We start from the raw sequence: 15275 nt of genomic DNA, 5'->3' as shown, positions 1-15275 counted from the left end.
ACCCTCACCACCACCGTGTGGGTGATCGACTGGGTTCATCACAACACCACGAACTGAAGGGCGTTTACCAAGGTGGCGTTTACGGCCAGCTTTACCCAAGTTTTGGTTCATGTTGTCAGGGTTAGAAACAGCACCAATTGTTGCGATACATAGTTCTGGGATCAAACGAAGCTCACCAGAAGATAGTTTCACCTGAGCGTAACCATCCTGACGACCAACAAGCTGAACATAAGTACCAGCAGCACGCGCAATCTGAGCACCCTTAAGTGGCTTCATCTCAACATTGTGGATGATTGTACCAACAGGGATACTTTTAAGCGGCAATGCATTACCTGGCTTAATGTCAACATTTTCACCAGCAATAACAGTATCACCCGGAGCCAAACGTTGTGGCGCAATAATGTATGCCTGCTCACCGTCTTCATAGTTTAGAAGAGCGATAAAAGCTGAACGGTTTGGGTCATATTCCAAACGCTCAACAGTTGCTGGCACATCAAATTTACGACGCTTGAAATCGATTATACGGTAAAGCTTTTTAGCTCCACCACCGATGCGGCGCGCAGTAATGCGACCTAAATTGTTACGACCACCACTTCCAGTCAAACCTTCAGTCAATTTCTTGACTGGGCGACCTTTGTGAAGCGCAGAACGGTCAACCAAAACAAGTTGACGCAGACCTGGCGATCTTGGGTTGTATGTCTTAAGAGCCATTCTCTCCGCCCTCGCCTTACAAGCCAGTCGCTACATCAATGGACTGTCCGTCCTTCAATGTCACGACCGCTTTTTTAATGTCGTTGCGGCGTCCGAGAACACCTTTAAAACGCTTTGTTTTCCCTTTTTGAACAACAGTGTTCACAGAGATAACGTTCACTTTAAACAACGCTTCAACCGCATCTTTAATCTCAGGCTTAGAAGCCTCGAGAGGAACACGGAAAACAACTTTGTTTTGCTCAGACAAGATTGTTGATTTTTCCGTAATAATCGGAGCAACAACTTTGTCGTAATGGATTGTTTTCACATCAGCCATGTCTTAAGCCTCCTTCGCACGTTTTGCGATGACTTGAGCCACGTAACGTTGATCAACTTTTGCACGAGGCGGCTTACCAGAAACCATCTCTTTAGCTTGACCATGCCAATCTTCACGCGCAGCGCGAGGACCGTAACCTGCAGCTTCGAACACTTTTGCAGCATCTGCAGCAGACAAAGCAGCCACAGAAGACAATGTCGCATAACCAGCTTTAGCAAGCGTTTTAGCTGATTGAGCACCGATACCGTCTACTACAACGATTTCATCAACAAAATTGTCGCCAGTGAAATCAAGAGTTGAAGCTGATGAACCATCAAAACGTGCATGCACCGCATCAACAGCCTCTTTGGTAAGAACCAAAGTGTGGCGACGCATAACGTCATAAACATTCAATCCAGCAAAAGGCAGAACATCAATGTTTGGTATGTTGCGAGCAGCTTTTGCGAAGTTATCGTCCAGTGATTCACCACCGATAACCAATGCGTTTTTCAACCCAAGAGCTTCAAACTGCGCACGAAGTGCTTTTGTCTTAACTTCAGAAACAGCAGCCTCTTCAAGGACGATCAAAGAAGAATCTTTAACCTTCGCAGAAAGAGCATGTTTCAGAGCCAAAGCACGGAATTTTTTTGTCAGATCATGAGCGTGCGAACGAACTTTAGGTCCGTGAGCCACACCACCACCAACAAAGATAGGAGCGTTACGAGAACCGTGACGCGCACCACCACCACCTTTTTGGCGACCAAAACGTGTCTTTGTTTTGTTCACTTCAGAACGAGTCTGCGTCTTGTGCGTACCAGCTTGACGTTTAGCCAATTGGTAACGAACCATACGCTGCAGAATATCTGGACGAACGTCTTCAATACCAAACACGGCATCGTTCAGCTCAACACTTCCAGCTTTCTTAGCATCAAGATTAATTACGTCGAGTTTCATTATGCCTCGCCTCCATCAGCTGGCGCTTCTGCTTCAGCAGGTGCAGCTTCTTGAGCAGCCGCTTTAATCGCAGCAGGTGTCGGAAGACCCTCTGGAGCAGCCTTTTTCACAGCATCACGAACTTCAACCCAGCCATTCTTAGCGCTTGGGACAGCACCCTTAACAAGAACAAGACCACGATCAGCATCTACACGAACAACTTCGATATTTTGAGTTGTAATACGGACATTACCGTATTGACCGGCCATCTTCTTACCTTTGAAGACTTTACCAGGGTCCTGACATTGACCAGTAGAACCTAGCGCACGGTGAGAGATAGAAACACCGTGTGACGCACGCAGACCACCAAAGTTCCAGCGCTTCATCGCACCAGCAAAACCTTTACCCTTGGCAGTTCCAGCTATATCAACCTTCTGACCAGGAACAAAATGTTCAGCAGAAAATTCAGCTCCAACATCAACAAGCATGTCTTCGTCTACACGAAACTCACGCAAAACAGCTTTAGGCTCAACCTTAGCAGCAGCAAACTGACCACGCATAGGCTTAGTCACATTCTTAGCTTTACGAGAACCAGCACCAAGCTGAAGCGCCACATAACCGTCGCGCTCTTTAGTACGCTGACCAACAACCTGACAACCATCAAGCTGAAGAACAGTCACGGGAATGTGAGCACCATCTTCACCGAAGACACGTGTCATACCCAATTTTTTAGCAAGCAAACCCGTACGCATGATTAGCGGGCTCCCTCAAGTTTGATTTCAACAGCAACACCAGCAGAAAGGTCAAGCTTCATCAACGCATCAACTGTTTGTGGAGTCGGGTCCACAATGTCCAATACGCGCTTGTGAGTTCTGATTTCAAACTGCTCACGTGATTTCTTATTCACGTGCGGAGAGCGGTTAACTGTAAACTTCTCGATACGTGTAGGCAAAGGCACAGGACCACGCACATCAGCGCCAGTGCGCTTTGCGGTCGACACGATTTCGCGCGCGGACTGATCCAGCGCACGATGGTCGAAGGCCTTTAGCCTAATACGAATGTTTTGTCGGTCCATGAGATCCGCCCGATAAACTAAAACGCGCCATAGACCTAAGGGAACCAATCCCCGAGGCAGGACGTCGCGTGTAAAAATAATTGTTTCGTCTAATCGCTTGCCGGTGTGTTTACATCCGCGCTCTATATAGAACCTATATTGGCACTTCGCACGACCACCGTCGCAAGAGAAGGGTCTTCATAGTCTCCGACTCGCGAGTCGTCAACCATTTGTTATAAAGGAATCAAAGAAATATTCGGAAAGCGATTATTCAGCTTTGAATAGGCGGGTTAGGCCTCTCCTCCACAACTTTTCAAACATCAGATACCCTTACATAAAAAGGGCGTCTAACTCGAAAGTTAAACGCCCTTTTCAAAATCACACTTGGATCAAGTATTAGTCGCTGATTGCAGCAACAACACCAGCTCCAACAGTACGTCCACCTTCACGGATAGCGAAGCGAAGCTTCTCTTCCATCGCGATAGGTTGGATTAGCTCAACGTTCATTTTAACGTTATCGCCAGGCATAACCATTTCAGTACCATCTGGAAGAGTCACAACACCTGTCACGTCAGTTGTACGGAAGTAAAACTGTGGACGGTAGTTTGTGAAGAATGGAGTGTGACGTCCACCCTCTTCTTTTGTAAGAATATATGCTTCAGCAACAAACTTTTTGTGTGGTGTGATTGATTTAGGCTTACAAAGAACCTGACCACGTTGAACACCATCACGGTCGATACCACGAAGTAGGATACCAACATTGTCACCAGCTTCACCGCGATCAAGCAGTTTGCGGAACATTTCAACACCAGTACATGTTGTTGTTGCAACTTCTTCTTTGATACCAACGATGTGAATTTCGTCACCAACGTTAATAACACCACGTTCGATACGGCCTGTTACCACTGTACCACGACCAGAAATCGAGAACACATCCTCGATAGGCATTAGGAATGGCAAGTCAACTGGACGATCTGGCTCAGGAATGTACTCATCCACAGCAGCCATAAGTTCGAGAACTTTGTTTTTACCAATTTCGTCGTCGCGTCCTTCAACAGCTGCTAGAGCTGAACCAGCGATGATTGGAATATCATCACCTGGGAAATCGTACTCAGAAAGAAGCTCACGAATTTCCATTTCAACAAGCTCTAGAAGCTCTTCATCGTCAACTTGGTCAACTTTGTTCAAGAAAACAACAAGCGCAGGAACACCAACCTGACGTGCAAGCAAGATGTGCTCACGTGTTTGTGGCATTGGACCATCTGCAGCATTCACAACAAGAATACCACCATCCATTTGAGCTGCACCAGTGATCATGTTTTTCACATAGTCAGCGTGTCCAGGACAGTCAACGTGAGCGTAGTGACGGTTTTCTGTCTCATACTCAACGTGTGATGTGTTAATGGTGATACCACGTGCTTTTTCTTCTGGAGCGTTGTCGATGTCCTCATAGGACTTCTTCTCAGCACCTGTCACTTCAGCAAGCGTCATTGTGATCGCAGCTGTAAGTGTTGTTTTACCGTGGTCCACGTGTCCGATCGTACCGATGTTCACGTGCGGTTTATTACGTTGAAACTTTTCCTTAGCCATCTTAATACTCCTTGGGACGACTTAATTCATTACGGCTTTCACCGCACTTATCGATTAACCATTCAGCTTTTCAATGACTTCTTTAGACACCGCATTTGGTACTGTGTCATAATGGTCGAACTGCATGCTATATTGTGCCCGGCCCTGCGTCATAGAACGCAAGTTATTCACGTAACCGAACATACTTGAAAGAGGTACCATAGCAGCAACAACAACGGCTACACCACGAACCTCCTGACCAGAAACCTGCCCACGACGTGAGTTCAAGTCACCAATCACTCCACCGACATATTCTTCCGGTGAAATTACTTCTACTTTCATGATCGGCTCAAGCAATTTAATTTGAGCCTTACCAGCAGCATCACGGAACGCACCACGCGCTGCGATTTCAAACGCAAGCACAGAGGAGTCAACATCGTGATACTTACCTTCAAGCAATGTTGCTTTAAAGTCGATCACAGGGAAACCAGCAAGTGGACCAGCATCTTTGATACTCTTCACACCTTTTTCTACACCCGGAATATATTCACGAGGCACAGAACCACCGACAACCTGACTTTCAAACACAAAGCCTTCGCCTGGCTCTAGAGGTTCGAAAATCATTTTCACTTCCGCGAACTGACCAGAACCACCAGATTGTTTCTTGTGCGTGTAAACTACTTCAGCCGCACGGCTTAGTGTTTCACGGTAAGCAACTTGAGGCTGACCAATATTGGCTTCAACACCAAATTCACGCTTCATACGATCGACAAGAATATCAAGGTGAAGCTCACCCATACCAGCCATAATTGTCTGACCAGATTCCTCATCAGTTTTCACACGGAAAGACGGGTCTTCCGCTGCCAATTTTTGAAGAGCAAGACCCATTTTTTCTTGGTCAGCTTTCGTTTTTGGCTCAACAGCAATTTCGATAACTGGCTCAGGGAATTCCATACGCTCCAGAATGGCTGGCTTCGTAGGGTCTGAGATTGTGTCACCTGTCGTCGTATCTTTAAGACCAGCAACAGCAACGATATCACCAGCAAATGCTTCTTCGATATCTTTACGATCATTGGAGTGCATCTCAAGCATACGCCCGATACGCTCTTTTTTACCCTTAACTGTATTCAACAAGGTCGTACCTTTTACCAGCTTACCGGAGTAGATACGACAGAAAGTCAAAGTTCCTACGAACGGGTCGTTCATAATCTTGAACGCGAGCATACCAAGAGGCTCATCATCAGATGCCTTACGCACCAATGGCTCTTCAGTGTTCGCATCAATACCTTTGATCGCTGCAATATCAAGCGGCGAAGGCAAGTAATCAACAACAGCGTCAAGCAAAGGCTGAACACCTTTGTTTTTAAAAGCTGTACCACAAAGAATAGGAACAAAAAGGTTCGCAATACAACCCTTACGAATAAGTGATCTTAGAGTTGCTTCATCTGGCTCCTCACCCTCAAGGTAAGCTTCCATTGCAGCTTCATCTGCTTCAACAGCAGTTTCGATCAATTTCTCGCGGTATTCTTGAGCCTGATCCATTAGGTCTTCAGGAATATCACCAAATTCGTATTTAGCACCCAAGCTTTCTTCAAGCCAGATAACTGAGCGCATCTTCACGATGTCGATCATACCTTTATAGGCATTCTCTGAACCAATCGGAATCTGCAAACAAAGCGGTGTTGCACCCAAACGATCCACAACCATGTCCACACAACGGAAGAAGTCAGCACCCAGCTTATCCATCTTGTTGACAAAAATCATGCGAGGAACTTGGTATTTATCAGCCTGACGCCAAACAGTCTCTGTTTGAGGCTCAACACCAGCGTTTGCATCCAAACAACAAACAGCACCATCAAGCACACGCAATGAACGCTCAACTTCAATCGTGAAGTCAACGTGTCCTGGTGTGTCAATAATGTTTAGACGTTTTTCAACACTGTCATTTGCTGACGTCCAGAAACAAGTCGTCGCAGCAGACGTGATAGTAATACCACGCTCTTGCTCTTGGTCCATCCAGTCCATGGTGGCAGCACCATCGTGAACTTCACCAATCTTGTGAGACTTACCGGTGTAGTAAAGAATACGCTCAGTCGTCGTGGTTTTACCCGCGTCGATGTGCGCCATGATTCCGAAGTTGCGATAGTCTTCGAGCTTATGCGTACGAGGCATGTTTCACCCTAAATTTGGAGTGTTAAAATACTAAGTCTAAATTACCAACGATAGTGTGAGAACGCACGGTTGGCTTCCGCCATACGGTGTGTATCTTCGCGCTTCTTAACAGCAGCACCACGACCATTCGCAGCATCCAAAAGCTCACCAGCAAGACGCTCACGCATTGTGCTTTCAGAGCGAGCACGTGACGCAGCAACCATCCAACGGATAGCCAAAGCTTGACGACGATCAGGACGAACTTCGACTGGCACCTGGTATGTAGCACCACCAACACGACGGGAACGTACTTCCACAGATGGGGACACATTGTCCAACGCTTCGTGGAACAGCTCAACAGCATCACGCTTGGCACGATCACCAACAATCTCCAAAGCTCCGTATACAATACGTTCAGCAGCGGACTTCTTGCCGTCGATCATGATGAGGTTCATGAATTTTGATAGGATCAAATCACCGAACTTAGCGTCCGGTAGGATTTGGCGTTTTTCTGCGCGGTGGCGACGTGACATATCTTACTCTTATTTCGGGCGCTTCACACCGTAGTGTGAACGGCGTTTCTTACGATCTTTGACGCCTTGAGTATCCAAGACACCGCGAAGAATGGTGTAACGTACACCTGGAAGGTCGCGAACACGCCCACCACGGATTAGAACAACAGAGTGCTCTTGAAGGTTGTGGCCTTCACCCGGGATATAACAGATCGACTCATAACCAGAAGTCAAACGAACTTTAGCAACTTTACGAAGAGCCGAGTTCGGCTTCTTAGGAGTTGTTGTGTAAACGCGCGTACAAACACCGCGACGTTGTGGGCAGGCCTTCAGAGCCGGCACCTTGTTCCGTCTAGCCTTGTCTTGACGCGGCTTGCGGATCAGCTGTTGAATCGTAGGCATCAGCCCTCGCTCTTTCCATTCAGTATAACGTAGGCAATTTCAGCCGATACGCGATACTTTCATCCAAATCATATAGCCGCAGCAGACCCCTGCCCGCCCCGGCTACTCTTACGTTTAATATGAAGGCTTTCGCACTTCAGAATTATCATGTGCTCAGGCGAGTCTCGAAACTATCTTCTTCGCCAGTGTGCAACGTGAGCGGGGGTCATACTCATCCTGCGCGAATGGGTCAAGTGTTTAAAGAAACAATGAGCCACTAAATTTATAATTTTGCGGTATAGACGCATGATTAACACATTAAACACATCAACAAACGCCCCAAACCCCGCACCTTTCCCGAATATTCACCTTTTCCCTACACCCGAGAATCAAAAACTTGGAGCGAACAAAACTCAATCATAGTCACTCACAATTGCCACATTGTTTCCATACTCAGACATCAAGCTTCTTAATCTAGGCACCCGACAGAAACAGCATTGATTCTTTTCAATTCTCAGTCGATTCATTCCTACCGACACAAAAAAAATGCCGCCTCATTTCTGAAGCGGCATTTAGTTTTTTTGAAACTGAAAATTCTATTCTTCAGCAGTCGGTGCAGGCAAAGCTTCAAGCTCAGCATTCACCTTACGTTGTTCACGCAATTTAATATCACGGTCATAAGCCATCTTACGGTAGTGACGTAGCGCACTACCAGTACCAGCTGGTATCAAGCGACCAACGATAACGTTCTCTTTAAGGCCTTCAAGCGTATCAATTTTACCTTGTACAGACGCCTCAGTAAGCACGCGTGTTGTTTCCTGGAAGGAAGCCGCAGAGATGAATGAACGCGTCTGCAGCGACGCCTTCGTGATACCAAGAAGAATTGGTGTCCCAATCGCTTCGCGCTTCTTCGCTTTACGCGCAGCAGCATTAGCATCTTCAAACTCAACAGCGTCAACCTGCTCGCCTTTAAGCAACATTGTCTCACCAGCGTCAGTCACTTCAACTTTCTGAAGCATTTGACGCACGATAACCTCAATGTGTTTATCGTCGATAGGCACACCCTGTAGACGGTAAACCTTCTGCACTTCATCAACCAGATAATTGGCCAATGCTTCAACACCCATAATCGCTAGGATGTCTTGAGGTGCAGGGTTCCCATCTAGAATGTACTCACCCTTCTTAATGGCATCACCCTCTTGAATAAGGAGATGCTTACCTTTCGGGATAAGGTATTCAGCTGGTTCACGACCTTCTTCATCCGGAACCAGACGAATACGACGCTTATTCTTGTAGTCGCGTCCAAATTCAACTGTACCGTCGATTTCAGCAATAACAGCGTGATCCTTAGGACGACGTGCCTCAAACAATTCAGCAACACGTGGAAGACCACCGGTGATGTCTTTTGTTTTCGCACCACCTGTTTGCAGACGCGCAACCATGTCACCAGGAACCATTGTGTCACCTTCGGCAACAGAAAGGATAGCATCAACAGGCAAGTGATAACGCGCCTCTGATCCATTCTCCAGCTTCACGACTTCACCATTGTCATCCACAAGAACAACAGCCGGTTTCAGATCAGCAGCAGCCTTAGCACCTGAACGCCAGTCAATAAGAACTTTAGAAGCGATACCTGTTGCTTCATCTGTCTCATCACGTGTCGTCAAGCCATCAAGCATATCCTCAAAGCGCACAATACCTGTTGCTTCAGAAATGATTGGTGTCGCAAATGGATCCCAATCAGCAACACGGTCACCACCTTTAACCTTGGCACCTTCACCAAATCTCAAGCGTGTACCGTATGCTGGTTTGAATGTCTGACGAACGCGTCCGTCCTCATCGACAATCTTCACTTCCATTGAACGTCCAACAATAACGTAAGTTTTGTCTTCACGCTCTACGAGAGCTTCGTTTTCCAGTTTAATGGTACCATCGAAGGCCGCATCAACAGAACTATCGTTTGAAACCTGCGCAGCACCACCAATGTGGAAAGTACGCATTGTAAGCTGAGTACCCGGCTCACCGATTGACTGAGCAGCGATAACACCGACAGCCTCACCTTCATTGACACGTGTACCACGCGCAAGGTCACGACCGTAACAAGATGCACAAACACCGTTACGTGTTTCACATGTAAGTACCGAGCGAACCTTGATTGAGTCCACACCAGCTTCGTCAAATTCAGATGCGAGATCTTCTTCAACATAAGTATTTGCTGGCGCGATAATCGTTCCAGAAGAAGGATGTTTCACGTCTTCAGCCGTTGTACGCCCTAGTACACGGTCTCCTAGTGACACAACAACTTCAGCACCATCCATCACAGCAAACAATGTAATACCGCGAGCAGTTCCACAATCTTGTTCTGTGATGATTGAATCTTGAGCAACATCCACAAGACGACGTGTTAGATAACCAGAGTTAGCCGTTTTAAGAGCCGTATCCGCCAGTCCCTTACGCGCACCGTGGGTGGAGTTAAAGTATTCAAGAACGGTCAAACCTTCCTTGAAGTTAGACACAATCGGTGTCTCAATAATCTCACCTGACGGCTTAGCCATAAGACCACGCATACCAGCCAGCTGTTTCATTTGGTTTTTCGAACCACGCGCACCAGAGTGCGCCATCATGAACACAGAGTTTGCTTCATCTTGGCGACCAGTTATCGGATCAACCAATGGCTCAGCAGACGCATCCATCATCGCATCAGCAACTTTGTCTGTACACTGAGACCAAGCATCAACAACTTTGTTGTATTTCTCACCACGGGTAATCAGACCATCTGAGTATTGACGCTCATATTCTGAAACCTGATCACGTGTTTCCTGAACGAGTTTGATCTTCGCTTCAGGGATAACCATGTCATCCTTACCAAACGAAATACCACCACGCGCAGCTTCACGGAAACCAACAGCCATGATTGAGTCACAGAAAAGTACAGTCGCTTTCTGACCACATGTTCTGTACACAGTATCAATGATGCGACCGACAGCTTTTTTCGTCATCAGCTCGTTCACTAGGTCAGGGCTAATACCCGGAACTTTTGGTAGACACTCAATAATCATCATACGACCAGGTGTCGTATCAATAATTTGATATGCCTTATTACCATCCTGATCGAATGACTGGAAGCGTGCTTTGATTTTCGTGTGTATGGTCAAAGAACGTTGCGCAAGTGCGTGCTCAATCTCTGCCATATCGGCAAAAACCATGCCCTCACCTGGTTCATTTTCTTTCTGAATAGAAAGATAATATAGACCCAAAATGATATCCTGAGATGGAACCACAATCGGCTTACCATTCGCTGGTGACAAGATGTTGTTCGTCGCCATCATAAGCACACGTGCTTCCAGCTGAGCCTCGAGGCTCAATGGAACGTGAACCGCCATTTGGTCACCATCAAAGTCAGCGTTGAACGCCGCACAAGCCAATGGGTGAAGCTGGATAGCTTTACCTTCAATCAGCTTAGGCTCAAACGCCTGAATACCAAGACGGTGAAGTGTTGGCGCACGGTTCAGCATAACTGGGTGTTCGCGGATAACTTCTTCCAAGATATCCCAAACTTCCGGCTTCTCTTTCTCCACCATTTTCTTAGCAGCCTTAACAGTCCCTGTAAGACCTTTAGCTTCTAGGCGAGAATAGATGAACGGCTTGAAAAGCTCCAACGCCATCTTCTTAGGAAGACCACATTGGTGAAGCTTCAACTCTGGACCAACCACGATCACAGAACGACCGGAATAGTCCACACGTTTACCAAGCAAGTTCTGACGGAAACGCCCCTGCTTACCTTTCAACATGTCTGAAAGTGATTTCAATGGACGTTTGTTTGTCCCTGTTATCACACGGCCGCGACGACCATTATCAAACAACGCATCAACAGATTCTTGAAGCATACGCTTCTCGTTTCTGATGATAATGTCAGGTGCACGAAGCTCCATCAGGCGCTTCAAGCGGTTGTTACGGTTGATCACACGACGGTAAAGGTCGTTCAAATCTGATGTCGCAAAACGACCACCATCAAGCGGCACAAGTGGACGCAATTCTGGCGGGATCACAGGAACAATCGTCATAATCATCCATTCAGGACGACACTGCGAGTGCAAAAAGTTTTCGATGATTTTTAGACGTTTGGCGATTTTCTTCGGCTTGAGCTCACCTGTCGCTTCAGCCAAGTCTTCACGTAATTGATCGGCAACGGCTTCAAGATCCATGTTCATGAGCAATTCACGAACAGCTTCAGCACCAATCATACCTGTGAAGCTATCTTCACCGTATTCGTCCTGAGCATCCATATACTCTTCTTCCGTCAGAAGCTGTTTAGGCTCCATCGGCGTCAGACCCGGCTCAGTTACGATATAAGCTTCAAAATAAAGAACGCGCTCCACGTCTTTCAACGTCATGTCTAGCATGAGTGAAATTCTGGATGGCAATGATTTTAGGAACCAGATGTGTGCAACTGGTGCGGCCAAATCAATGTGCCCCATGCGCTCACGACGCACACGCGCCAATGTGACTTCAACACCACATTTTTCACACGTTACACCGCGATATTTAATACGTTTATATTTCCCACAAAGACATTCATAGTCTTTTACTGGTCCAAATATGCGCGCACAAAACAACCCATCACGCTCTGGCTTGAACGTTCTGTAGTTGATTGTTTCAGGCTTTTTAATCTCACCTGAAGACCAGTCACGGATTTGCTCCGGACTAGCGATTGCAATTTGAATGGCCTCGAAATTCGGTGCCGGGGCGTTTGGATTGTACAGATTGCTGATTTCCTGGCTCATCCTGACGCGATCTCCCTTAAAGGGTGGGCCTGCGGACCGGTTCTAACGGCCCCACAAGCATAAATAAAATAACGAAAATAGTCTCCATGAGGCGTCGAACTACGCCTCAGGATCCTCGGCCTCTAGCAACTCTACATTTAGACCTAGAGAACGCATCTCTTTGATCAAAACATTGAAACTTTCAGGGATACCAGCCTCGAAGCTATCATCACCACGGACGATAGATTCATAAACTTTGGCCCGTCCAGCTGTGTCATCTGATTTCACAGTCAACATCTCTTGTAGGGTATAAGCAGCACCATAAGCTTCAAGTGCCCAGACCTCCATCTCACCGAAACGTTGTCCACCAAATTGAGCTTTACCACCCAATGGCTGCTGCGTCACAAGTGAGTAAGGACCAGTCGAACGCGCGTGAATCTTGTCATCCACCAAGTGGTGAAGTTTCAAGAGATATTTGTATCCAACAGTTACCTTACGAGAGAAACGCTCACCCGTACGTCCATCGTAAACAACAGACTGACCGGATGTATCAAACCCAGCACGTGTCAACATTTCGTCGATTTGCTCAGAACTCGCACCATCAAACACTGGTGTAGCGATCGGGATACCTTTTTTCAGGTTTCCAGCAAGTTCAACAAGCTCTTCTTCTTTCTCAGGAAGCTCTTGGTTGTCACCATAACAGTGAGCAAGCTGATCCTTCAATTTAACAATATCATGGTCACGGTGATACTCTTTTAGTGAGTCATCAATCATACGACCAAGACCAGAACACGCCCAACCCAAGTGAGTTTCAAGGATTTGTCCCACATTCATACGCGATGGAACCCCTAGCGGGTTCAATACGATATCAACAGGTGTACCATCTTCAAGGTGCGGCATGTCTTCTAGCGGGTTAATGCGAGAAATCACCCCTTTGTTACCGTGACGACCAGCCATTTTATCACCCGGCTGAAGCTTACGCTTCACAGCGATAAAGACTTTCACAATCTTCATCACACCTGGAGGCAGATCATCACCGCGTTGCACTTTGTCGACTTTATCTTCAAAACGCGCTTCGATTAGAGAACGAGAGCTATCTAGTGCAGACTTGATATTGTCGATCTGAGTTTGAATACCTTCATCCTCAACCGCAATCTTCCACATGTCTGTTTCGTAAACTTCACTCAAGCTATCTGTGCTAATTTCACCTTTGCTGAACCCTTTAGGGCCGGCAATTGCTTTTTGTCCAAGCAGAAGGCCACGCAAACGGTCGTAAGAGTCGCGCTCGATAATTGCGAGCTCGTCGTCTTTATCTTTTTGCAATGCTTCAATTTGTTCACGCTCGATTTGAAGTGCACGCTGGTCTTTATCCACACCATGGCGGTTAAAGACACGAACTTCCACAATCGTACCCGTATCACCCGGAGGCACACGAAGCGACGTATCACGCACATCAGATGCTTTTTCACCAAAGATCGCACGAAGAAGTTTTTCTTCTGGCGTCATTGGGCTTTCACCCTTTGGCGTCACCTTACCGACAAGAATATCACCGGCTGTAACTTCAGCACCAACCGCAATAATACCAGCTTCATCGAGGTTGCGAAGCGCTTCCTCACCGACGTTTGGAATATCACGTGTGATTTCTTCAGGACCAAGCTTCGTATCACGAGATGCAATTTCAAACTCTTCAATGTGAATTGAAGTGAACACATCATCGCGCACAATACGCTCAGAAATAAGGATGGAGTCCTCAAAGTTGTAACCAGACCAAGGCATAAACGCCACAAGCACGTTACGACCAAGCGCCAAATCACCAAGATCTGTAGATGGACCATCAGCAATGATGTCACCCGCCACAATCTCATCACCAACTTTAACGATAGGACGCTGGTTGATACATGAGTTTTGGTTTGAACGTTGGAATTTTGATAGACGATAAATGTCCACACCAGAGCGTGTCGCATCCAGACCATCAAGTGCACGCACAACAATACGCGTTGCATCGACTTGCTCAACAACACCTGAACGTTTTGCCACAATCGCCGCACGAGAGTCACGCGCAACAATACGCTCCATCCCAGTACCAACAAGAGGTGCATCCGTTTTCACAAGCGGAACAGCCTGACGTTGCATGTTTGACCCCATGAGCGCGCGGTTCGCATCGTCATTCTCAAGGAATGGGATCATTGCCGCAGCCACAGAAACAACCTGTTTCGGTGACACATCCATGTAATCCACGTCTTCACGAGAAATCAGCGTTGCTTCACCAGCAACACGTGCGTTCACAAACTCATTTGCCAAACGGCCATCTTCACCAATTGCTGCGTTCGCCTGAGCAATCTTAAAGCGGTATTCTTCCATAGCAGATAGATAATCGACCTGATCTTGAGGAATACCGTCCTTAACCTGACGGTACGGACTTTCAATGAAACCATATTTGTTAATACGGGCATGAGTCGCCAAAGAGTTGATCAAACCAATGTTTGGTCCCTCTGGTGTCTCAATCGGACAAATACGACCATAGTGCGTTGGGTGCACATCGCGCACCTCAAACCCAGCACGTTCACGCGTTAGACCACCCGGCCCAAGCGCAGAAAGACGACGCTTGTGTGTAATCTCTGAAAGTGGGTTTGTTTGGTCCATAAACTGTGAAAGTTGTGAAGAACCAAAGAAATCACGAACAGAAGCATGTACAGGCTTAGCATTCACCAAGTCGTGCGGCATAACTGTATCGATATCAACAGATGACATACGTTCTTTGATCGCACGTTCCATGCGAACAAGACCAACACGGTATGCGTTTTCTAGAAGTTCACCACATGAACGAACACGACGGTTTCCAAGGTTATCGATATCATCGACCTCCCCTTTACCATCTTTCAGGTCCAACACAGTCGACATCACAC

Annotated in this window: 11 protein-coding genes and 1 pseudogene; all 12 read right to left on the bottom strand. The window is 46.9% G+C overall.

Going from position 1 to position 15275, the window contains the following annotated elements; genetic code table 11:
- Positions 1–711 (bottom strand): 50S ribosomal protein L2 (gene rplB / locus AC5EF3_RS15090; RefSeq protein WP_493548639.1); only part of this gene is annotated, 711 nt, incomplete at its 3' end.
- 16 nt (positions 712–727) lie between these two features.
- A complete protein-coding gene (locus tag AC5EF3_RS15085) occupies positions 728–1027 on the bottom strand; it encodes a 50S ribosomal protein L23 (RefSeq protein WP_015827914.1) in 300 nt (99 codons plus the stop codon).
- A 3-nt stretch (positions 1028–1030) separates the two neighbouring features.
- On the bottom strand, positions 1031–1270 hold the full coding sequence (locus tag AC5EF3_RS15080; protein WP_493548640.1) for a helix-hairpin-helix domain-containing protein: 240 nt from the start codon (positions 1268–1270) through the stop codon (positions 1031–1033).
- A 54-nt stretch (positions 1271–1324) separates the two neighbouring features.
- Positions 1325–1960 (bottom strand): annotated as a pseudogene (rplD, locus tag AC5EF3_RS15075) (50S ribosomal protein L4); the annotation flags it as partial.
- Positions 1960–2691 carry a 50S ribosomal protein L3 gene (gene rplC, locus AC5EF3_RS15070; protein WP_015827916.1) on the bottom strand — a complete coding sequence of 244 codons (732 nt, stop codon included), beginning with the start codon at positions 2689–2691 and terminating at the stop codon, positions 1960–1962. The gene rplC and the pseudogene rplD, both read right to left, overlap by 1 nt.
- A 2-nt stretch (positions 2692–2693) precedes the next feature.
- Complete coding sequence (gene rpsJ / locus AC5EF3_RS15065; RefSeq protein ID WP_015827917.1) at positions 2694–3014, bottom strand: 30S ribosomal protein S10; 321 nt, start codon at positions 3012–3014, stop codon at positions 2694–2696.
- 375 nt (positions 3015–3389) lie between these two features.
- Positions 3390–4583 carry an elongation factor Tu gene (gene tuf, locus AC5EF3_RS15060; RefSeq protein WP_493548638.1) on the bottom strand — a complete coding sequence of 398 codons (1194 nt, stop codon included), beginning with the start codon at positions 4581–4583 and terminating at the stop codon, positions 3390–3392.
- 54 nt (positions 4584–4637) lie between these two features.
- Complete coding sequence (gene fusA, locus AC5EF3_RS15055; protein ID WP_493548637.1) at positions 4638–6734, bottom strand: elongation factor G; 2097 nt, start codon at positions 6732–6734, stop codon at positions 4638–4640.
- Between the two features lie 41 nt (positions 6735–6775).
- On the bottom strand, positions 6776–7246 hold the full coding sequence (gene rpsG / locus AC5EF3_RS15050) for a 30S ribosomal protein S7 (RefSeq protein WP_493548636.1): 471 nt from the start codon (positions 7244–7246) through the stop codon (positions 6776–6778).
- 9 nt (positions 7247–7255) lie between these two features.
- Positions 7256–7627 carry a 30S ribosomal protein S12 gene (gene rpsL, locus AC5EF3_RS15045; RefSeq protein ID WP_015827921.1) on the bottom strand — a complete coding sequence of 124 codons (372 nt, stop codon included), beginning with the start codon at positions 7625–7627 and terminating at the stop codon, positions 7256–7258.
- A gap of 575 nt (positions 7628–8202) precedes the next feature.
- Positions 8203–12390, bottom strand: coding sequence for a DNA-directed RNA polymerase subunit beta' (rpoC, locus tag AC5EF3_RS15040; protein ID WP_015827922.1), 4188 nt, complete (start codon positions 12388–12390; stop codon positions 8203–8205).
- A 99-nt stretch (positions 12391–12489) separates the two neighbouring features.
- The coding region (gene rpoB / locus AC5EF3_RS15035) for a DNA-directed RNA polymerase subunit beta (protein WP_493548635.1) at positions 12490–15275 on the bottom strand (2786 nt) is incomplete at its 5' end.

The organism is Hirschia sp. (assembly GCF_058892565.1).
This window is presented reverse-complemented; position numbering and strand designations above follow the sequence as displayed.

What these genes read in the sequence shown, in the direction of transcription:
- tuf (WP_493548638.1), bottom strand. Translation starts at nt 4,583, where the DNA reads ATGGCTAAGGAAAAGTTTCAACGTAATAAACCGCACGTGAACATCGGT.
- rplC (WP_015827916.1), bottom strand. Translation starts at nt 2,691, where the DNA reads ATGCGTACGGGTTTGCTTGCTAAAAAATTGGGTATGACACGTGTCTTC.
- AC5EF3_RS15085 (WP_015827914.1), bottom strand. Translation starts at nt 1,027, where the DNA reads ATGGCTGATGTGAAAACAATCCATTACGACAAAGTTGTTGCTCCGATT.
- rpsL (WP_015827921.1), bottom strand. Translation starts at nt 7,627, where the DNA reads ATGCCTACGATTCAACAGCTGATCCGCAAGCCGCGTCAAGACAAGGCT.
- rpsG (WP_493548636.1), bottom strand. Translation starts at nt 7,246, where the DNA reads ATGTCACGTCGCCACCGCGCAGAAAAACGCCAAATCCTACCGGACGCT.
- fusA (WP_493548637.1), bottom strand. Translation starts at nt 6,734, where the DNA reads ATGCCTCGTACGCATAAGCTCGAAGACTATCGCAACTTCGGAATCATG.
- rpoC (WP_015827922.1), bottom strand. Translation starts at nt 12,390, where the DNA reads ATGAGCCAGGAAATCAGCAATCTGTACAATCCAAACGCCCCGGCACCG.
- rpsJ (WP_015827917.1), bottom strand. Translation starts at nt 3,014, where the DNA reads ATGGACCGACAAAACATTCGTATTAGGCTAAAGGCCTTCGACCATCGT.